A 21,552-nucleotide genomic window follows, 5' to 3' on the forward strand; every position below is an offset into this window, starting at 1 on the left:
CTTCAGACGCGAGCAATGGTATTGGTGCGGCGGATTTTTTGTTGCAGCTGGATGATGCCGTAAATCAACGCTTCAGCCGTTGGGGGGCAACCAGGCACATACACATCCACAGGAACGATGCGGTCACAACCGCGCACCACAGAGTAGCTGTAGTGGTAGTAACCACCGCCATTGGCGCAAGACCCCATCGACAGCACCCAACGTGGCTCCGACATCTGGTCATACACCTTGCGCAAGGCTGGAGCCATCTTGTTGCACAGCGTACCGGCCACGATCATCAAATCGGATTGACGCGGACTGGCGCGAAACACCTCCGCGCCAAAACGACCAATGTCATAGCGAGCAGCCGCCGCATGCATCATCTCTACCGCGCAGCACGCCAGACCGAAGGTCATGGGCCACAAAGAACCGGTTTTAGCCCAATTCACCACCGAGTCATAGCTGGTGGTGATGAAGCCTTCCTTCATCACGCCTTCAATCATCGCATTCGTCCTCTTATTGAAGCTCGATCATTCCCAATCCAACGCGCCCTTTTTCCACTCGTAGGCAAAACCCACGACCAGAATGGCCAAGAAGATCGACACCGCCACGAAGCCTGTCATCCCCACCTCATGCAGCGTCAACGCCCAAGGAAAGAGAAACGCAATTTCAAGATCGAACAGGATGAACAAAATGGCCACGAGGTAGTAGCGCACATCGAACTTCATGCGCGCATCTTCAAAGGCCTCAAAGCCGCATTCATAAGGGGAGTTTTTGGCTGCATCTGGACGATTGGGGCCCAGCACATAACCAAGAATCAAGGGGACAACGCCGACGGCGATGCCAACCAAGATGAACAAAAGGACGGGGAGGTACTGATCGAGGTTCATCTTGAGGATGCTCACCGCTGTAGCCCGATCCGTCAAAATTTTACAAATTTTGCGGGCAGGCTTTTGTTTTGGTGCCGTCGGCGAGACTCGAACTCGCACAGCTTTCGCCACTACCCCCTCAAGATAGCGTGTCTACCAATTTCACCACGACGGCTGTTGTTGCATGTCTGGATGGCATGAGGAACCATGAAGGTTTTGGCTTTCCAGACAATCCAGAATTCTACTCCGGAAAAACCCTGCACAAAGAACAGGGCGTCAATTTAGTGCGGATTATTTTGTTGGGATCTGGGCCGCACCAGATGCGGGCACGACAGGGGCCGCAGGCACAGCATCCACACCACCCGAAGCTGGCGCACCAGAAGGCGCAACCGCAGCAGGCGTCTCCAGCACGCTACCAGAACTGGCTGGGCGGGCATTGCCAAAATAGGCCAACGCCAACGTGGAGACAAAGAACACAGCCGCCAAGACCGCCGTGCTGCGCGACAAAAAGTTGGCACTGCCGCTAGCACCGAAAAGGCTACCGGAAGAGCCACTGCCAAATGCGGCCCCCATGTCAGCACCCTTGCCGTGCTGAACCAGGATCAACCCAATCATTCCCAATGCCGCCAGCATCTGCACGGCCAAAATCACATTCACCAAAACACTCATTTTTACTCCTAATTGAATAGCTTACTGCGCACAGTTCATTGGGCCGCAGCGATGATCTTTAAAAAATCTTCCGGCTTGAGCGAGGCTCCACCCACCAACCCGCCATCAATGTCTGGCTGTGCCAACAACTCTGCGGCATTGGCGGCATTCATGCTGCCACCATAAAGAAGACGAACCCGATCCGCATGCGCACTGGCAGCCGCCAATTGCGCACGCAGCACAGCATGCACTTGCTGCGCCTGCTCAGGAGACGCCGTACGTCCCGTGCCAATCGCCCACACAGGCTCGTAGGCAACCACGATTTCACTGATGCAATGGCCATTGACATGGATGACGGCGGCCAACTGGCGCTTGACGACAGCCTCCGTCTGACCCGATTCGCGCTCTTGCAGAGTCTCCCCCACGCAAACAATCGGGGTAATGCCCAAAGCCAGGGCTTGACGGGCTTTTTCAGCCACCACGGCATCTGATTCGCCATGGTATTGGCGGCGCTCGGAATGCCCCACAAGCGCATAGCGCACATCGAACTCCTTGAGCATGCCCGCAGCCGACTCACCGGTGTACGCACCCGATGCATGCGCAGACACATCCTGTGAGGCCAAGGCAATTGGAGAGCCCGCAGTCAAAGCCCGCACCTGCGCCAGATAAGGAGCTGGCACGGCCACCGCAACATCACAAGACGGCGCCGAAGCCAGCCCCGCCAGAAGCCCCCGAACGAGCCCCTCGTTGGCAACCAAACCGCCATTCATCTTCCAGTTGCCTGCAATGAGTTTCTTTTTCATGATTACCAGGTCAAAACAATCTTGCCCGTGTGCTGATTGGACTCCATGAGCGCATGGGCATCGGCCGCCTCACTTGCATCAAACGTGCGATAGATCACCGGACGCACCTGCCCCGATGCGATCAGAGGCCACACATGCTGGCGCAGAGCTTGGGCGATGGCTGTCTTGAACTCCACCGACCGGGGCCGCAACGTAGAACCCGTGACAGTCAGCCTGCGGCGCAGCACCAGCCCTGCATTGAGGGCACTTTTGGTGCCGCCTTGCACCGCAATGATGACCAGTCGGCCATCCTCCGCCAGGCACTCCACCTCGCGGGTCACGTAATCACCCGCAACCATGTCCAGCACCACATCAACGCCGCGCTGCCCAGTGATGCGACGCACTTCTTCCACAAAATCCTGGGTGCGGTAGTTAATCGCATAGGAAGCGCCCAGCGCCACGCAAGCGGCACATTTCTCATCACTGCCTGCTGTGGCAACCACCTGGGCACCCCAGGCCTTGGCCAACTGGATGGCCGTAACGCCAATGCCACTTGTGCCGCCCTGCACCAGAAGCCACTCACCCAGTTGCAAACGCCCCCGGTCAAACACATTGCTCCACACCGTAAAGAAGGTCTCAGGCAACGACGCCGCCTCGATGTCCGTAAGCCCCCCAGGCACAGGCAGGCACTGCCCCACAGGCGCTACGCACCACTGGGCATAACCACCACCCGACACCAAGGCACAGACCCGATCTCCGAGCTGCAAGCCCGCCAAAGCCAAAGCCTGCGCGTCACCAGACTCGATGACACCCGCGACTTCCAACCCCGGAAGATCAGAAGCACCGGGTGGCGGAGCGTAATGCCCCGCGCGCTGCAAGACATCAGGACGATTGATGCCGCTGGCACTCACCCGAATCAGCACCTCACCCGCACCAGGCGCCGGCACAGGGCGATCCCCCAGACGAAGCACACCAGGCGCTCCGAACGAGGATATCTCTACAGCACGCATGAGGCGCTCAGTCATAAGTCGGTACGTTTAGGCAATTTAAGCCTCTAACGCCTATCAAATAAGCGGCAGAAGCTATAAATTTAATAGCAAACTACTTCAATTCACGGACCCGAAGGTACGATAAATCACTGCTGTTGCTGCTCTTGCTGTTGTTGTTGCTCAGAGGGCTGGCGACCGCCATCACGACCGTGGTCACGGCGTGGCTCACGGTCACCGCGCTCGGCGGGCGCAGGGCGGTCACTGCCACCGGCAGGGCGGTCTGCCAACACCTTCATCGACAGCTTGATGCGACCCTTCTCATCAGTCTCCATGACCTTGACCTTGACGATCTGGCCTTCGGTCAGGTAGTCACCCACGCGCTCAACACGCTCGTGGGCGATTTGGCTGATGTGCAACAGACCGTCCTTGCCAGGCAGCAGATTGATCAACGCACCGAAGTCCAGTATCTTGGTCACTGGGCCTTCGTAGATCTTGCCGATTTCAACTTCGGCCGTGATCTGCTCAATGCGCTTCTTGGCCTCGTCCGCCTTGGCGGCATCCGTGGCGGCAATGGTGATGGTGCCGTCTTCGTCGATGTTGATCTGGCAGCCGGTTTCTTCGGTCAGCGCACGGATCACCGAGCCACCCTTGCCGATCACGTCGCGGATCTTCTCGGGGTTGATCTTCATCGTGTAGAGCTTGGGCGCAAAGTTCGACACTTCGGTCTTGGCTTCGCCCATGGCCTCTTGCATCTTGCCCAGGATGTGAATGCGCGCTTCCTTGGCTTGGGCCAGAGCAACTTGCATGATTTCCTTGGTGATACCTTGGATCTTGATGTCCATCTGCAGCGCGGTGATACCGGCTGTGGTACCAGCCACCTTGAAGTCCATGTCGCCCAGGTGATCTTCATCGCCCAGGATGTCGGTCAGCACGGCAAAGCGGTTGGCATCCTTGATCAAGCCCATGGCGATACCCGCCACGTGCGCCTTCATGGGCACGCCAGCATCCATCAGCGACAGGCAGCCACCGCAGACCGAAGCCATCGACGAAGAGCCATTGGACTCGGTGATTTCCGACACCACACGCATGGTGTAGGGGAATTCCTCCTTGGTCGGCAGCACGGCCACCAGAGCACGCTTGGCCAGACGGCCGTGGCCGATTTCGCGGCGCTTGGTCGAGCCCATGCGACCCACTTCGCCAGTGGCGAAGGGAGGCATGTTGTAGTGCATCATGAAACGGTCTTCGTACTCGCCAGCCAGCGCATCGATGCGCTGTGCATCACGCTCGGTGCCCAGCGTAGTCACAACCAGCGCCTGGGTTTCGCCACGCGTGAACAGCGACGAGCCATGGGCGCGAGGCAGCACACTGCCGCGGATTTCGATGGGGCGCACGGTGCGCGTATCACGGCCATCGATACGGGGTTCGCCCGCCAGAATCTGGCTGCGCACGATACCGGCTTCAATATCGAACAACATGCCTTCGACCTTGACCGCGTCAAATTCAACACCATCAGCCTTCAGCGCAGCCATCACGGCCGCATAGGCTTCACGGCAGGCTTGGGTACGGGCTTGCTTGTTGCGGATCTGGTAGGCAGCGCGCAGCTTGTCGTCGGCCAGAGCCACCACCTTGGCGATCAGGGCTTCGTCCTTGGCAGGCGCTTCCCACTGCCACACGGGCTTGCCCGCATCACGCACCAGTTCGTGGATGGCGTTGATGGCCACATTGCCTTGCTCGTGACCGAACACCACGGCACCCAGCATGATTTCTTCAGACAGTTGCTGGGCTTCGGATTCGACCATCAGCACTGCGGCTTCGGTGCCCGCCACCACCAGATCCATCTGCGAGTTCTTGCGCGCAGTCTGGCCGGGGTTCAGCACGTATTCGCCGTTGATATAACCCACGCGTGCAGCACCAATGGGGCCGTTGAATGGGATGCCAGAGATGGCCAGGGCCGCGCTGGTAGCAATCAGGGCTGCGATGTCAGCATCCACTTCAGGGTTCAGCGACACCGTGTGGATCACCACGTGCACTTCGTTGAAGAAACCTTCGGGGAACAGCGGACGAATCGGGCGGTCGATCAGGCGGCTGGTCAGGGTTTCGTGCTCGCTGGGCTTGGCTTCGCGCTTGAAGAAGCTGCCAGGAATCTTGCCGGCCGCGTACGTCTTTTCGATGTAGTCCACCGTCAGGGGGAAGAAGTCCTGGCCGGGCTTGGCCCCCTTGGAAGCCACCACGGTGGCCAGCACCACGGTGTCGTCAATGTTCACCAGCACCGCACCGGAGGCTTGGCGGGCGATCTCGCCCGTTTCCATGATGACGGTCTTGTCACCCCATTGGAAGGTTTTGGTGATTTTATTGAAAATGCTCATGTTCAGCTCCTATTTTGATAGCTGGTAGCGCTCTACCAGATTGTCTTGGAGGGCAATTCAGAACACGATGCCATTCCAGGGAACCTGCACACCAACCCATGGCGGCAACTTCATTGGAATGACACAGCTTCGCTCCGTTTTGCGACTCCGAAGTAAAAAACGCCTGAGCTAGCGGACTAACCCAGGCGTTTTCGCATGCAATGAAAATTACTTGCGCAGACCCAACTTGGCGATCAGCGCGGTGTAACGGTCAGCGTCCTTGGCCTTCAGATAGTCCAGCAGCTTGCGACGACGGCTCACCATGCGCAGCAGGCCACGGCGACCATGGTGGTCCTTGGCGTGTGTCTTGAAGTGAGGAGTCAATTCGTTGATGCGGGCCGTCAGCAGGGCCACTTGCACTTCTGGGCTACCAGTGTCATTGGCAGCACGGGCGTTCGCCTTGACGACTTCGGCCTTGATGGAGGATGCGATCATGTGTTTTCCTTGAATGCGACCCGCCGCAAGCAGAGGGCCATGGTTTTTACTTGCGCCAGCAGCTGGAACGGCCACGGGCGTGCGTCTTGCACCATGCAAAACCTCGCAATTATAGCCCGGGTCCGAATTTGGCTTGCCAAGCACCCCGCGATCCAGAACACTGCGCCCAATCAGCTGCTACAGCTCAGCCTCGAAAGCACCTAGCCATGCAACATCCCTTTTCCCCCGCACGCACAGCCCCTCACTCCGGGCCTTGGAACAAACGCCTGTGGCTCGCAGTAACCACTGGTGCCATTGGCCTGTGCATCCTTGTTTCCCCTTCTTACGCGCTGACCAAAGGCTCCGCTGGCGACAAAACTACAGCAAATAACACGACGATCAGCAAGAAAAACACAGGCAAAGTCACCCACCAACGCAGCCCATCGGAAGAGTCGCGCGCCGAGCGAGATCGTCGCCTTTACCGAGAATGCAAAGGAATGCCCAACGCCGGGGCCTGCTTGGGGTACACACGCAGATAGTCGCCGCTCATCCCCACGCTAGCGCCACTGGTCACACAGGCTGTCGCAGCCCAACCACGAACTCCTTAGGATCGCCCTCATGCATGCACTGCCCCCATCTCTGGGAATTCCACACCCTAAAAACCACCGCGGTTTTACAGCCATTGAATTGATGGTTGTTGTGGCCATTGTTGCGATTTTGGCAACATTGGCAGCCCCCAGCTTTACTCCATTGATTGAACGTTGGCGCGTGCGCAGTGCCACCGAAGGCCTCACATCGACCCTCTACTACGCCCGGTCGGAGGCTATCAAGCGCGGCGGCGGCATCGCCATTGACGCCACCGGCGGGTGGAGCATCGGCTGGAAAGTCACCTCCACCCAAAACGGAGTCTCAACAGACCTGCAAGTGAGCCCAGCCCCCAACAAAGTCAGCATGACCCAAAGCAACAACAAAGACATGCTATATGTGGACCGCTGGGGAATGCTTTCGGAGACCAGTGGCGGCGCGCCAATGGCTGTCGACATCGCAATCTTCCCTGATGGGAAAAGCGCAACAGACAGCAGCGCCATCAGACTCTGCGCCAAGGGTGGACGCATCGCACAGATGAAACATGGCGCTGCCTGCCCTTAAGTCGCCAAGCCTCACAAAGCCATGCACCCCCACCGACCACTGCGACCAAAGTCTCGGCACGTTGTGACCGGCTTCACTGCCATTGAGTTGATGGTTGTGGTGTCCATAGTCGCAATCCTCATCTCCTTGGCTGCCCCCAACTTCACCCCCCTGATAGAAGGATGGCGTGTGCGAGAACCTGCAGAGCAGCTACAAACAAGCCTGCAATACGCACGCTCTGAAGCCATTAAGCGCGGCGGGCAAGTAGTCATACAAAAAATACCCAACAACACCAATGGCTGCACTACTGCCAGCGGGACCCGCGACTGGGATTGCGGTTGGATTGTCTGCCATGACATCAATAACAACGGCACATGCAATGCCGCCGAGCCTGTATTGCAGCGCGTTGAATCTGCTGGCAAAGCGCACGTCAACCGCACTGGCGGCGGTGCCAGCATCCAATTCAATCGTTGGGGCCTTGTTGATGGCGCTTGGCTAGGGTTCACCTTGGTCCCCCTGAACAAAAGCTCCGCACATGCGGGCTCACGTGGCGTCTGCATGAGCTCTGGCGGCCGCATCCGTGTCATCCCTCAAGAAGCTATTCCATGCACCGGCTGATACCCATGACTACCCCATTGCACCATTTTCCAAACAATCATCAGCGCGGCATCACGCTGATTGAATCCCTCGTTGCGATCGTCATTGCAGCCCTAGGTATTTTGGGTATTTTGGGAGTGCAGATGCGCACGCTGACCGATACCCAAACTACGGTGCGCCGTGCACAGGCTATTCGTCTCATCGAAGACCTCAGTGAACGCATCAAGGCCCATCCCAATGCACTCCTGACCTTGAGTAGCTACCAAAGCGCATGGACAGACCCCTCCACGGCTGTGTCTGCCCCTGCAGTTGACTGCGCTACAACAGCGTGCACCAGCGATCTGCTCACCACATACGACGTAGCCGTTTGGAGGCGAACCGTTCAGCAAATGCTGCCCGTCGGAGATGCAACTATTTTCTTGGCCCCTGGAGATACAGACACAGCCAACCGCCGGCAATTGGGCGTGATGGTTCGATGGAGAGAGAACGAAATCAACATTAGCGACGCAACCGACAAAACGACACACAGAGACAATATTGATGCGTCCAAGACCCGCGATACGGATGGCACATTCAAAAACGGCGGAGGTACAGGGGTTGGCGCAACGTCTTGCACCGCAAATTACACCTGTCACCTGCAATATATCCCCGTCTCTGCACGCTGCGCACCCTACGACATCGGTGGAGGCCTTAAGCAGTTCTACTGCGCCGGAGAATAAATATGAAAACTCACCTCTCACGTTTTTCCGGCAAACGCAAACCATTTCGCAGTCATTATCAACTGGGTGTGACGCTGATTGAATTGCTGGTCGGCCTCTCCATCGGCCTGCTCGTCATCGCAGTTGCAATGGGCGCCCTCATGGTCTCGCGTGGCGTCTCCGGAACCGTCAGCGATGCCAGCAATATTCAGCAACAGTCTGCTTACCTGATGCGCGTCATTGGCTTGCAATTGCGCCAAGCCGGCTCGCTGTACCTCAACCCCGACCCCAGCGGGGCTTCAACGGGTTTCTCTGCAATGGTTCCCGTGGCATTCGAAACCGTGGCGCCAGCAATTAGCGGAGGAAACGACTTCGATCCCATAACGCACACTTTGGGCGCCCCTAGCGGCGGGCTCAGTACAGGCTACCGTCGCTATAAGGAATCTGTATACACCGCAGTTACAGACCAAACCATTGGGCGCAACTGCTTGGGTGGACCGACTGACGTTGCGACAAATACAGACCAACGGGTGGAGAGCATTTTTCAACTCAGTGGTAGCGAATTGCAATGCCAAGGCAATGGAGGTGTCGCACAACCTATTGCACAAAATGTGGCCAATTTTCAGGTTCGTTATCTGGTTCAAAACAACACAAACCCCACCAATCTGACTGTCCAATACGTAGCAGGAGCTGCGGTAACTGATTGGCTCACGGTACAAGCCGTGGAGGTTTGCTTTGTACTGTATGGAGCGGAAGCCATCAATATGCCCACAGGCGGTTCAAGCACCTACCGTGACTGCGATGGAACAGCGATTGACATGACCACCCTCGCTGGAGCGCGCAACCAACGTATGCACGTGACCTACCGCAATGTCTTCCAAGTGCGCAGTCAAGGCCTCACAAAAGCACAGTTGCTTCCGCTCTAACCACCTTGAAGAACTGATCATGCACCGTGCAATTCATCACCCATCTCACCGCAAACACCAGCGTGGCGTGGCGCTGTTCGTCGTCATCATATTCGTCATGCTTTCCATGCTTTTGGCATTGTGGGCATCGCGGACTTCGCTTTTCAATGAGTTGGTGGTTGGCAATGATGCTGATTACCAACGCGCCTTTGAAGCAGCCCAATCCCTGCTTCAGGATGCTGAACTGGACATTCGCAATCAGAAGGCCGACGGCACTGGTTGCGTAGGCGTGGGCGATATTTGTCGCACAAGCACTGCCGAGAAAATCCCACTAGACATTACGGAGCGCGACCTCTTGCTTGCAGAACTGGGCCAAAAACCTACGGGATGCGGAAATGGCCTTTGTACCAAACGCACAGGCAAGCTGGATTTTTGGAACGATACGACCGCCCTTAATGCAATGATGCCCCCCACAGCAACCACAGGAGCGCGATACGGACAGTTCACTGGCGCAGGCAAGGGCAGTATCAGCAACCCTGTCAATCCTCTCCTGCAGTGGGACATAGCAACTCCTGCCAACCAAGGCGGTTGGTATTGGATTGAAGTATTGCGTTACGACGAAAGCAGCAAGAATTCAGGCGTTATTGTGGGGTCGGGAGCCAAAAATTTACTGCGAATGAATCTGGGTGGCAATACCAGTCCTAATTTGGTTTATCGCATTACAGCCCTTGCTTATGGTCGAAAGCAAGGCACACAAGTGGTTTTGCAACAAACCTATGCACCACAAAAAACAATCGATTAATTGCTCAAAAAAATCAAGAAAGAGCAATCCGCACGCATTCAAAGCGCATTTGCAGCCAATTTAATCAAAACACTGTTTTCTGAGGAGTACGCCATGTACCACCACACGCCCCCTCGCTTTCGCAAAAATCTGCTCGCACTCGCAGCCAGTACTGCATTACTTCCCAGCGGCGTTTGGGCCGTAGATTTGGTGCAGGCGCCCCCTGGCACCGTGCAACCCAGAGTGACACCTAACGTCATCATTTCTATTGATGATTCCGGCAGTATGGATTTTCGGGTTGATGCAGAAAGCGCCACAGGAGCGACCAACAATACAACACCCAATGCCGATGGAACTTGGCCCAGCACCAGCCGGCGGATGAATGTACTGAGGTATTCGTTACAGTCGATTTTTGATACAACCCACCCCAAATACGACAGTGCGTTAATGTCAGACAAGAAAATTCGTCTGGCTTGGCAGTCGATGAACGGGAACAACGGCACACCCAAAACACTGCCTGGGACCACGGGAAGCGCCCCCACACTTGCAACAAACTCCATGAAGATCCTCGAAGGAACTCATCGGACCAACTTTCTTGCATTCCTTACCAACCTCAAGCCGAGCGGCTCAACACCATCCCATGGCGTGCTCAAGCAAGCAGATGAGTACATGCGCGCCAACTTGGATAAAAATGGGCCTTGGGCATCCATTCCTGGTACTACCGCCGCACCTTACCTTGGATGTCGGCGCAACTACCATATTTTCATGACCGACGGTCGTTGGAATGGAGCTGTCTCCGGGGGATCCCAAGACGACAACACCAAGAATATATCGCTACCAGACACCACCGTATTTGGCAGCACCAATGCAGCCACAAGGCCCAAAAACGCCTTGTATGCCGATACTTACAGCGACAACTTAGCTGACTGGTCTTTTGCCAGTTGGTCTAAGAAGTTGCAAACAGCCGTTGACGATGTCAATGGTGCCACTGGCTTGAAAGGCCTACCCCAGCCCACAGCAGAGTACAACCAAGCACCTGCGACAGAAAATTTTGGCAAAGACAAAGCTGGCAATGATGCGATTCTGGATCGATTCTGGAACCCACGCTATAACCCAGCTAACTGGCCGCACATGGTGACCCACACCATTGGTCTGAGCAAAATGGCTTACACGTGGCCGGGAACAGACGGGGGTGGTAATGCCTATTCACCGAACCGCTGCAATACCACCAACAAAATTCTCGCTCCAGGCCAAACGTGTGACGCCAGCAACAATGCCACCTTCAACTCCACGCTGATGGTGCCTTTCAACTATGACAAGGGATCCAACGGCAGTCTGCCCGACTTCATCACTGGCAATATCAAATGGCCCAACCTCAGTACGGGTGGAGAGCCTGTTCGCTCGCTCGACTTATGGCACGCAGCGCTCAATGGTCGGGGCCGTTTTTATGCGGTCGAGAAAGGCGAAGATCTGGCCAAGGCATTCCGCGACATCTTCCAACAAATCAACACCACGGTGGACCCAGAGATGACGTCAACCGCCACTAGCGGTTCAAACATCTCTCGCAACTCGGTAGGCAAGTTCACAGGGAATTACGAACCCAAAAATGCCTGGAAAGGCTTTGTCACGGCCGAGACTGTCCAAAAAGACGGCACCACCGTCCCCACTCCATCATGGGGCGGCAAAAATACAGCCGACAAATTGGATGATGCAACGTTCAGCCTCACAGGTCGATTGATTTTGAGTTGGAGTGACCAATGGGTCGCAACCAAAGACAAGGGCGGCGTAGCCTTCCAGTGGGCCACTGATGAAACCAACCTGAGCACCGCTCAAAAAGCTTTGCTGGGAAAGAATCCTAGTGATGCGACTGTGACTGTCGCTACCAACGGTCAAAACCGCCTCAACTTCATTCGAGGCGATATGACACTGCAAGGCAGCGACACCACCGGCTACACCGTAGCCAAGCCATTCCGTGAGCGCAAGAGCCGCCAAGGGGATATTGTCAATTCGGTAGTCTGGTACACCGGTAGCCCTTCCAGCAGTTATGCAATGAAAGGCTATGACACGTATACGCTGGCCAACAAAAGCCGCACCCCGATGATTTATGTGGGCGGCAATGATGGTTTGTTGCACGGCTTCTCTGCCGTTGACGGTACAGAGAAGATTGCCTACGCCCCCCGTGGAGTAATTGCCAGCCTACCGCAACTGGTTGACCCCGCATACAACAACAAGCATCGGTTCTTTGTCGATGGGTCACCCATGACCGGCGATGTAGATCAAGGAACAGTGGATCCAGGCAACCCCACGGTTCACGTACCTGACTGGAGAACGTTCTTGGTGGGCACCATGGGCGCTGGTGGCAAAGGGTACTTTGTGCTGGACGTCACCAACCCCAATGCAGCAGATACCGCCTCGGGCGTGCCCGGATTTTCAGTAGGTAACGCGCAGAAGTTGGTCGTGCTTGATCGCACCAAAGATACCACTCGGGTAGCAGAAACCACACCCAATTGCGCAACCATGACGGGAGCGCAGAAAACAGCTTGCGACACAGCTGAAGCGGAGGACAAGGATATTGGCAACATCACCGCACGCCCCGTGCTGGATGAAACCAACTCGCTGCGCGCCTCGCAGATCGCTCGCATGAACAATGATCGGTGGGCAGTGGTCATGGGCAATGGCTACAACAGCGCCAACCAACGGCCTGTATTGTTAATTCAGTACCTGGATGGAAATAAAGAGCTTAAGCGGATCCCTGCGGCCGCCAGCGATGCTGTCGGCAGTGGCAAAGCCAAGGACAACGGCCTGGCAGCGCCTCGCCTGGTAGACCTCAATGGCGATGGACGTCCAGATGTGGTCTACGCAGGCGACAACCTGGGCAATATGTGGAAGTTCGACCTCACGAACATGAGCGACGCTAACTGGAAAGTTGCATTTAACGGGAGCCCCTTGTACACAGCCACAGGGCCCGCAACACTGGGCAGCAGTTCGCGCACCCTCTACCAATCCATTTCTACAGCTCCCACGGTACGAGCCAACGACCGCGTCATGAAAGTAGGAAGCGGAGCAAGCGCCAAGACAGTGGCAGTGGGAGGCATGATGGTGGGTTTTGGTACGGGCCGTAACGTGACCAAAGCAGATGAGAATGACTCCACCGTACAAACCTTGTACTCCGTGCTGGACAACACGCGCTACAGCGTTGTAACCACCACACTGGGCAAGCGCCTGGAGGTGAACCCGGGCGTTGTAGGTTGCGCAAAAGGCTCCAACTGCGTTCCTGTGCCTGCAGCTTTGGGTGAGGGGATTGCCACAGCCAAGCTCGCTCAACAAAAAATTTCAGCTGTGACCTCCACCTATGCAACCGTGGATGTGACCGACGAGTTGAAGGAGGACACTTGGTACAACTACAACGGGTGGTACATGGATCTGCCTGCAGTGGGTGAGCGACTGCTCAAACCCATGGAGTTCTATGATGGAAGCAACATTTTGGCGGTATACACGCAAGTGCCTGCCAAGGGCTCAGACGTGGATCCCAATATTGAGACCTGTGAATCCAATACGGTGGACGAAGAGCGCCAGTACCTGACCCTGCTGAACCTCATGGATGGTAAGCGGCCGACTGTTCAAATCATGGACTTTGATGGAAATGGCAAGTTCTACACACCACCACCTAGCGGACCAAGCTGCCCGAGCGGCAACTGTGGTGATGACAAAAATGTATCGCGCTCCCAGGTCGCCAAAGGCTCCCACACCATGGTCCGCAAGGAGCCTGGTGGTGGCTGTACAAACCAAGATATCGATGTAAAAAACAATCGTAAAGACCTGGCTTGCATGCCAGAGCAATCGCTGCGCCCTAGCTGGCGCCAACTGAAGTAAGAGAAACACCATGATTCGACATATGAGAAAAGCACCGCGGGGCTTCACCCTCATCGAAGTGATGATTGTGGTAGCCATTGTGGGCATCCTTTCTGCCATTGCCATACCCAGCTACAGCGAATACATCCGACGGGGTCACCGGGCGGACGCCCGTGCGGGGTTGCTGCAGGCACAGCAGTGGCTGGAAAGGTCTAGCACGGCGACGGGGGTTTATCCAACCGCCCTGCCCAACGCGCTTCAATGGCGCTTGGCAAATGGAACGCCAGATCCCACCAAACGTTATACGATAGGCTTCCAGGCCGGAAATACCAACGCGGCCTTTACTCTAGTCGCAACGCGCAAGGCAGGCCCCCAAGGTACAGATCGCTGCGGAGACTTCACGCTCACCAATACAGGTGTACGAGAGGCTATCAACAAAACTTCTGGCACCACGACCACTGAGTGTTGGAATAAGTAGCCCCTAAGCTACCATCACAGGCGCAATGACAATTTCCGCGCCCTCCCCTATCAATCAAGCGCTTGGGCTAGCCACCCAGGCGCTTTTTCTTTCCAATCCCAATCCTCGCGTCGGCTGCGTGATTGCCTCGGCCAGTGGGGGCGTTCTGGGCCAGGGGTTCACCCAGAAGGCCGGAGGCCCGCATGCCGAGGTGATGGCGTTGCGCGATGCCCAGGCCCAAGGGCACGATGTGCGCGGGGCTACCGCCTATGTGACGCTGGAGCCCTGTTCGCACCATGGGCGCACGGGGCCTTGTTGTGATGCGTTGATTCAGGCAGGCATTGCCAAGGTGGTAGCGTCGATAGCGGACCCTAACCCCCAAGTGGCAGGAAATGGTTTTGCCCGCTTGCGTGCCGCGGGGGTTCAAGTAGAGGTGGGCGACGGCGCGGAGGCTGCGCGCGAGCTGAACATTGGCTTTTTCAGCCGCATGGTGCGCAAGACGCCTTGGGTGCGGATGAAGGTCGCCGCATCGTTGGACGGTGCCACGGCCCTGCCCAATGGGGCGAGCCAATGGATCACCTCTGCCGCAGCCCGCGCGGATGGCCATGCCTGGCGTGCACGCGCATGCGCAGTGCTGACAGGCATTGGCACAGTGCTGGATGACAACCCCAGATTGGATGTGCGCGATATACCCACGCCGCGCCAGCCCCATGTGGTGGTGGTGGACAGCCAGCTGCAAACTCCCACGAATGCTCATTTATTCATAGCTGGCCGCGCTTGCTATATCTACTGTGCAGCCCCCAAAGATGTGCAATTTGAAGCACGCAAACGGGCTCTAGAGGCCCAAGGGGCGGAGGTGATTCACCTGCCCAACCCACAGGGCAAGGTGGATTTGGCGGCGATGCTGCGCGACTTGGCGCACAAAGGGGTGAACGAGTTGCATGTGGAGGCAGGCAACAAGCTCAATGGCTCGTTCGTGCGCGAAGGGCTGGTGGATGAGATGCTGGTGTACCTGGCCCCCAAGATGCTGGGCCAGGGGTTCTCGATGGCGCAGTTCGGCCCACTGACTGCGCTGGACCAGGCCCTGGCGCTGGAATTCAAAAGCGTGGAGCCGGTGGGGGAAGATGTGCGCATTGTGGCCCGCGTGCGCGGGCGCAATGGCTTTGGCATCACACCGACAAGCAGTCACGCAGCTGACGCATAGGCCCTCAAAAGTACCGTGCGCAACATCCACAGAAGCACCACAAAAACACCCCCCAGCCTCACGACCATCACGGCAAAGAGGATGCGCTGTGCAAGGCGTCGACAAGCTCAGCCCGAACGGATGTTGCCAGTGCAAAGAGGTTGACGCGATCACCTGAAAGAGAGACCAGAGGCCTTGTTCCCGCACTGGTCCCTAAAAGCAGCTTGGCCACCATGGATTCGCCCATGCTCGATACTGTTAAGCGTTTGAGCCTTGGGCGCCGAGCCACATAGGCTGGCACGGCTGGAAGCTATCCATCGTTCATGACCCCACCATTGACACCCTGACACTTTCAAAATCATGTTCACAGGAATCATCACCGGCCAAGGCCGCATTGCAGAAGTCGCCCCTCTGGGCGCCACAGAAGCCCACGGCAAGCGCTTGGTCATTCAAGCCCCAAAGGGGTATCTGGACGACGTAGGCCTGGGCGACAGCATTGCCCTGAACGGCGCCTGCATGACGGTGACCACGCTGGAGCCCCAAGCGCTGCAGTTCACCGTCGATATCTCGGCCGAATCGCTGCTCAAGACCACGGGGCTGGACACGCCCGGGCCCATCAACCTCGAAAAAGCGCTGCGCGCCCACGACCGGCTGGGAGGGCACCTGGTGTCGGGCCATGTCGATGGACTGGGGCAAGTGACGCACTTTGCCCAGGTGGGCGAGAGCTGGGAGTTGCGGGTCTTAGCACCGCGCGATCTGGGTAAGTACCTGGCCTACAAGGGCTCAATCACCATCAACGGGGTGAGTCTGACAGTCAATCGCATCACCGATACCGAAGCGGGATGCGAGGCCAGCATCAACCTGATTCCACACACGGTCGAAAACACGGCGCTGGGGAGTTTGAAGGCGGGATCGCGCGTGAACCTGGAGATTGATTTGATTGCACGGTATGTGGAGCGCATGCTGGCAGCACCAGCCGCCGCACAGTGACGGCAGTGCGCTGACCAGCGCACCCAGGCGAGTCAACGCGGCATCCCTCAGCCCTACCCCGCCTTAGCCGGGGCTTGCACAGGGCACTCCCGCAGTGCCGACGGCGCCATTCATTTACTATCAAATCAATAGCTTCTAGCGCTTACCGAATAAGCGCTAGCAGCTATTTTTACTTAAATTCACAGCCTAATGCAGGGCAAACTGCCTCATCGACATGGGCTCCCAAAAAAGCCCCTCTGACGACCAAAGCCGAGCCCATTCGTCGCAAGAACCTGATCGGCACGATCTTGCGACAACGCACGCCCCATGCGGCATGGCGCTGAGCGCGGCAGTCCATGGGGCGCACCACATTGCACCCAACACCTTGCCATGGCGCACATTTCAGGCGCATTTCTTGCTTTATCGTGGTGCAAATTTGGTCTGCGACACCCACGCATGCACCAAAACAACCCAATCAAACGCAAGAGGACGATATGGAAGCACTCAAACAGGGCACGGACGCTCTGTTCATTTTGCTGGGCGCCATCATGGTGCTGGCCATGCACGCAGGCTTTGCCTTTCTGGAGCTGGGCACTGTGCGCAAAAAGAACCAGGTAAACGCTCTGGTCAAGATTCTGGTGGACTTCTCGGTGTCCACCGTCGTGTACTTCATGGTGGGCTACGGGGTCGCCTACGGCACACATTTCTTTGTGGGGGCCGAGACGCTGGTGCTGCAAAGTGGCTACGGGCTGGTGAAGTTCTTCTTCCTGCTCACTTTTGCGGCGGCCATCCCGGCCATCATTTCGGGGGGCATTGCAGAGCGGGCGCGCTTTTGGCCGCAGTTGCTGGCCACGGCGGTCATCGTGGGGTTTGTGTACCCGTTCTTTGAAGGCATCGCCTGGAACCAGCACTTTGGCGTGCAGGCCTGGATCAAGTCGCTGACGGGCGAAGAGTTCCATGACTTCGCAGGCTCGGTGGTGGTGCATGCCATGGGCGGCTGGATTGCCTTGCCCGCCGTGGTGCTGCTGGGCTCCCGGGCCAACCGCTACCGCAAGGATGGCGCGATCTCGGCCCACCCACCATCGAACATTCCATTCCTGGCCCTGGGCGCCTGGATTTTGATTGTGGGCTGGTTTGGCTTCAATGTGATGAGCGCCCAGAGCGTGGACAAACTCTCGGGGCTGGTGGCGGTCAACTCGCTGATGGCCATGGTGGGCGGCACGCTGACGGCCCTGGTGATGGGCAAGAACGACCCGGGCTTTGTGCACAACGGCCCCCTGGCAGGCCTGGTGGCGGTGTGCGCGGGGTCTGATCTGATGCACCCGCTGGGCGCCCTGGTGGTGGGCGCAGTGGCAGGCGCCATTTTTGTGGTGATGTTCACCCTCACTCAGAACAAATGGAAGATCGACGACGTGCTGGGCGTGTGGCCACTGCACGGGCTGTGCGGCACCTGGGGCGGCTTGGCGGCGGGCATTTTTGGCAGCAAGGCGCTGGGTGGGCTCGGCGGCATCAGCTTTGCCGGGCAGCTCATGGGCACGCTGATGGGCGTGGCATGGGCACTCATCGGCGGTGTGGTGGTCTACGGCGTGCTCAAAGCCACCGTGGGCCTGCGACTGAGCCAGGAAGAAGAGTTTGATGGCGCCGACCTGTCCATCCACAAGATCAGCGCCACCCCCGACCGCGAGGTAAGCTGGTAAGCCACTGGCGCACACGGCGGCCCTGCACAACGCAGCCACGGGTAGGCGCGTTGTCTGACACCCAGGGCCCGCATGGGTGGGTATACATTGGGGCGCAGCCAGAACTGCGCCACCCACCCCACCTCTGCATGCGCCTCGCCCACCCACCCCTGCCAAGCCTTCGCCCCACGCACCGCAGGCCCTTGTCCGGCTCTGCTTGGGTGGGTTGGGGACTGACGGTTGCGGCACTGGGCGCCGCGCTCACAGGCTGCGCGGGTTTGCCTGAGCAGGTGGACCGCCCCGTCTCCACAGCGCTGGCAGACCCCAGCCCAACCCCTTTGGCGCAGTGGGCGCAGACACAACGCAGCGCTGACAAGGCACGCCACCCCTCGGGCTTTGTGCTGCTCAGCGGCCCCCAGGCGGCCTACGGCAGCCGCCTGGCGCTGGTGGATGCCGCACAACAAACGCTGGACTTGCAGTACTACGCCATCCATGCAGACGCCAGCACCGAGCGGCTGATGCTGGCCGTGGTGGCCGCGGCCCAGCGGGGCGTGAGGGTGCGGGTGTTGCTGGACGACTTTCACAGCACCGGGCGCGATGCCCAGGTGATGCGGCTGGCGTTTGTGCCCAACATCGAAATGCGCATGTTCAACCCCCTGACGGGCGCCCGCAACTCCCAGCTGGGGCGCATGTTCAGCCTGCTGGGCGATTTTTCTCGCGTACAGCAGCGCATGCACAACAAGCTGTTCATCGCCGACAACGCCATGGGCATCGCCGGCGGGCGCAACCTGGGCAATGCCTACTTTGGCAATGACGAGTCAGGCAACTTTGTCGACCTGGATGTGCTGGCCACCGGCCCTGTGGTGCAGGCGCTGTCGCGCAGCTTTGATGCGTATTGGAACAACCCGCGCTCCTACCCTGTGCAGTCGCTGATCTCGCGCCCCGAGCTGCTGCGCATGCGCGAGAGCCTGAACATGCCAAGCCGCCCCGCCACGCCCAATGGGCCGCGCCCACAACCCCTGGGTGAACCCGGCAGTGGCAACCCCACTACCGCAGCCACCGCCGATGGGCAACAGCCCGCCAGCGCCCAACGCACGCGCATCTGGAACCAGCAACCCCTGGACCTGCGCCAGATGCGCTGGACCTGGGCCCCTGCCGCCGTGCTGGTAGACCAGCCCACCAAAATTCCTGCGGACAGCACCGAGCCAAGTCCCCCGGCGGCGCCGCAAACCGCCATGCCCTCGCCAACACCCTCCACAGGCGCGACCCCAGCCACGGCAACGGCGAGCAAAGCAGCCACCCCACCCGCCGATACGGTGGTAGACGGCTTGCTCCAGCTCATGGGGCAAGCCACCCAAGAGCTGCTCATCGTCTCGCCCTACTTCGTGCCCGGGGCCGACATGAAGCAGGCATTTGCCAGCGCCATTGCCCGGGGTGTGCGGGTGCGGGTGCTGACCAATTCGCTGGCGTCTAACGATGCGCCCCTGGCCCATGCCGGTTACGCCCGGCACCGAACAGATTTGCTGCAAGCGGGCGTGCAACTGTATGAAATGCGCAGCGAACTGTCGGGGCTGCGCAGCATGTTCCTGGGCACGGGCAGCAGTGGCGCAGCGGGGGGAAATTCAGGGTCTGCGGGGGTGGGCAACTCGCGGGCCATGCTGCACTCCAAACTGCTGGTGCTGGACGGGCGGCTGCTGGCGGTAGGGTCGATGAACCTGGACCTGCGCTCACAACTGCAGAACACCGAGATTGCCCTGCTGATCCAAAGCCGCACGCTGGCCGCCCAGGCCACACGCCAGATCGAAGCCGCACTGAGCGATGCCGCCTGGCGCGTGGAGCTGGATGCGCAGGGCCAACTGGCGTGGCGGGCCCCTGCCCACAGCGGCCTGCAAGACACCACCACCGAGCCTGACGCCAGTGCCCCGCTGCGCTGGCTGCTGCACCTGATCGGGCCACTGGCGCCCGACCATCTGCTGTAGCCGCTTGGCTCACACGGCCTAGCGCGCGCCTACCTGCGCCTGCATGGACGCAATCCACAGCGTGATCGCGCGCTGGTCCGTCAGCGTGCGCACATGCTCAAAGGCCAGCTCAGCCTCGGGAAAGCGCCTGCGCAGCAGATTCAGCCACTGCTTGAGGCGGCCCGCGCGCTGGCGCGGCTCCAGCCCATCGCACACCAGTTGCCAAAAGGCCGCCAGGTGGGGAACCAGATCGGCCCACACCACCGTGTCCGTGCCTGCACACCCGGCATCGGCCGCCCGGATGGCGCGGGCCAGCCCTGGGTCGGCCACCGCGCCGCGCCCCAGCATCAGCGCCTCGCAGCCTGACACGGCACGGCAGCGCTGGGCATCCTCCACGGTCCAGATTTCGCCATTGGCCACCACCGGGATGCGCACGGCCGCACGCACTTCGGGGATCAGCTCCCAATACGCGGGCGGGCGGTAGCCGTCGGACTTGGTACGGGCGTGCACCACCAGCTCCACCGCCCCGCCGTCTTGCATGGCCTGCGCGCACTCGCGCATCAACAGCGTGTCGTTGAAGCCCAGGCGCATCTTGGCCGACACCGGCAAATGCGCAGGCACGGCGCGGCGCACAGCCGACACCACGGCGGCAATGCGCTCGGGCTCTTGCAGCAGGGCCGCGCCACCCCCGTGGCGGTTGACCACCTTGGCCGGGCACCCAAAGTTCAGGTCAATCCCCTCCGGCTGCAAGGCCGCCAGCCGCGCCGCGTTCTCGGCCATGCACACCGGGTCTGAGCCCAGCAACTGCGCACGCACCGGCACACCTGCCAGGGTACGGCTGCCGTGCAACAGCTCGGGCACGTAGCGCAAAAAGACCTTGTCGGGCAGCAAAGTGCCCGTGATGCGAATGAACTCGGACACGCAGCGGTCCACGCCCCCCACCCGGGTGAGCACGTCACGCAACACAAAATCCAGAAGCCCCTCCATCGGGGCCAGCAACAACGTCATGCCAACTCACCCAGTCCCATGCGTTTGCGCGCGGCACTCGCAAAATCAAAGACAAAAATGCCTCTAGCGCCCTTTGATAAAGCGCTAGCAGCTATTAAATATATAGCACCACCAATGCACCACCGCATGGGGCGGATTACACAACTCAGCGAAGCGGCCCTGGCCAGGCGTTCCACCGCAGGCAGCACAAGCAGTACGACAACACGGAGCAACGACGCCAGGGGTTAGCCCCAGGCCTCACCCCGTCATCACCA

General features: G+C 58.8%; 19 protein-coding genes and 1 tRNA gene. 11 read left to right on the top strand and 9 right to left on the bottom strand.

Features of this window, described 5'->3' with window-relative positions; all coding sequences use genetic code 11:
- Positions 1–2: 2 nt before the first annotated feature.
- The 8 genes from CLU88_RS09510 to rpsO form a co-directional block, all read right to left on the bottom strand.
- A complete protein-coding gene (locus tag CLU88_RS09510; RefSeq protein WP_007849129.1) occupies positions 3–482 on the bottom strand; it encodes an NADH-quinone oxidoreductase subunit B family protein in 480 nt (159 codons plus the stop codon).
- Between the two features lie 27 nt (positions 483–509).
- Positions 510–869 (bottom strand): NADH-quinone oxidoreductase subunit A, encoded by a 360-nt coding sequence (locus tag CLU88_RS09515; RefSeq protein WP_099656382.1) that lies wholly within the window; start codon positions 867–869, stop codon positions 510–512.
- A gap of 69 nt (positions 870–938) precedes the next feature.
- A tRNA-Leu gene (locus CLU88_RS09520) sits at positions 939–1,023 on the bottom strand.
- Between the two features lie 116 nt (positions 1,024–1,139).
- Positions 1,140–1,517, bottom strand: a complete 378-nt coding sequence (gene secG / locus CLU88_RS09525) for a preprotein translocase subunit SecG (protein WP_099656383.1) — start codon at positions 1,515–1,517, stop codon at positions 1,140–1,142.
- Between the two features lie 35 nt (positions 1,518–1,552).
- Entirely contained in the window at positions 1,553–2,299 is a 747-nt protein-coding gene (tpiA, locus tag CLU88_RS09530; protein WP_099656384.1) for a triose-phosphate isomerase, read from the bottom strand.
- 2 nt (positions 2,300–2,301) lie between these two features.
- Complete coding sequence (locus CLU88_RS09535; protein WP_099658762.1) at positions 2,302–3,288, bottom strand: NAD(P)H-quinone oxidoreductase; 987 nt, start codon at positions 3,286–3,288, stop codon at positions 2,302–2,304.
- A gap of 125 nt (positions 3,289–3,413) precedes the next feature.
- Positions 3,414–5,633: a polyribonucleotide nucleotidyltransferase gene (gene pnp / locus CLU88_RS09540; RefSeq protein WP_099656385.1), complete on the bottom strand. Its 2,220-nt coding sequence runs from the start codon at positions 5,631–5,633 to the stop codon at positions 3,414–3,416.
- A 207-nt stretch (positions 5,634–5,840) separates the two neighbouring features.
- Positions 5,841–6,107 carry a 30S ribosomal protein S15 gene (gene rpsO, locus CLU88_RS09545; protein WP_005793232.1) on the bottom strand — a complete coding sequence of 89 codons (267 nt, stop codon included), beginning with the start codon at positions 6,105–6,107 and terminating at the stop codon, positions 5,841–5,843.
- Between the two features lie 597 nt (positions 6,108–6,704).
- Between rpsO and CLU88_RS09555 the strand changes: the two genes are divergently transcribed.
- From CLU88_RS09555 to CLU88_RS09605, 11 genes are all read left to right on the top strand, one after another.
- A complete protein-coding gene (locus CLU88_RS09555) occupies positions 6,705–7,235 on the top strand; it encodes a GspH/FimT family pseudopilin (RefSeq protein ID WP_099656387.1) in 531 nt (176 codons plus the stop codon).
- Positions 7,236–7,256: 21 nt separating this feature from the next.
- Positions 7,257–7,832, top strand: a complete 576-nt coding sequence (locus tag CLU88_RS09560) for a GspH/FimT family pseudopilin (protein WP_099656388.1) — start codon at positions 7,257–7,259, stop codon at positions 7,830–7,832.
- A 5-nt stretch (positions 7,833–7,837) separates the two neighbouring features.
- Positions 7,838–8,530: a type IV pilus modification protein PilV gene (gene pilV, locus CLU88_RS09565; RefSeq protein WP_099658763.1), complete on the top strand. Its 693-nt coding sequence runs from the start codon at positions 7,838–7,840 to the stop codon at positions 8,528–8,530.
- Positions 8,531–8,532: 2 nt separating this feature from the next.
- Entirely contained in the window at positions 8,533–9,435 is a 903-nt protein-coding gene (locus CLU88_RS09570; protein ID WP_099656389.1) for a PilW family protein, read from the top strand.
- 19 nt (positions 9,436–9,454) lie between these two features.
- Positions 9,455–10,216, top strand: a complete 762-nt coding sequence (locus tag CLU88_RS09575) for a PilX N-terminal domain-containing pilus assembly protein (RefSeq protein ID WP_099656390.1) — start codon at positions 9,455–9,457, stop codon at positions 10,214–10,216.
- A 93-nt stretch (positions 10,217–10,309) separates the two neighbouring features.
- Positions 10,310–14,068: a pilus assembly protein gene (locus tag CLU88_RS09580; RefSeq protein ID WP_099658764.1), complete on the top strand. Its 3,759-nt coding sequence runs from the start codon at positions 10,310–10,312 to the stop codon at positions 14,066–14,068.
- Between the two features lie 10 nt (positions 14,069–14,078).
- A complete protein-coding gene (locus tag CLU88_RS09585; protein WP_099656391.1) occupies positions 14,079–14,525 on the top strand; it encodes a type IV pilin protein in 447 nt (148 codons plus the stop codon).
- A 25-nt stretch (positions 14,526–14,550) separates the two neighbouring features.
- Entirely contained in the window at positions 14,551–15,708 is a 1,158-nt protein-coding gene (gene ribD, locus CLU88_RS09590) for a bifunctional diaminohydroxyphosphoribosylaminopyrimidine deaminase/5-amino-6-(5-phosphoribosylamino)uracil reductase RibD (protein WP_099656392.1), read from the top strand.
- A 339-nt stretch (positions 15,709–16,047) separates the two neighbouring features.
- Positions 16,048–16,677 carry a riboflavin synthase gene (locus CLU88_RS09595; RefSeq protein ID WP_099656393.1) on the top strand — a complete coding sequence of 210 codons (630 nt, stop codon included), beginning with the start codon at positions 16,048–16,050 and terminating at the stop codon, positions 16,675–16,677.
- Positions 16,678–17,150: 473 nt separating this feature from the next.
- Positions 17,151–18,353, top strand: coding sequence for an ammonium transporter (locus CLU88_RS09600; RefSeq protein ID WP_099656394.1), 1,203 nt, complete (start codon positions 17,151–17,153; stop codon positions 18,351–18,353).
- 128 nt (positions 18,354–18,481) lie between these two features.
- A complete protein-coding gene (locus CLU88_RS09605; protein ID WP_099656395.1) occupies positions 18,482–20,311 on the top strand; it encodes a phospholipase D family protein in 1,830 nt (609 codons plus the stop codon).
- A gap of 18 nt (positions 20,312–20,329) precedes the next feature.
- Here the strand turns inward: CLU88_RS09605 and CLU88_RS09610 are convergent, their stop codons facing one another.
- Positions 20,330–21,298, bottom strand: a complete 969-nt coding sequence (locus CLU88_RS09610) for a tRNA-dihydrouridine synthase (protein WP_099656396.1) — start codon at positions 21,296–21,298, stop codon at positions 20,330–20,332.
- Positions 21,299–21,552: the final 254 nt, after the last annotated feature.

This window comes from Acidovorax sp. 56, assembly GCF_002749705.1.
Taxonomy (GTDB): domain Bacteria; phylum Pseudomonadota; class Gammaproteobacteria; order Burkholderiales; family Burkholderiaceae_C; genus Acidovorax.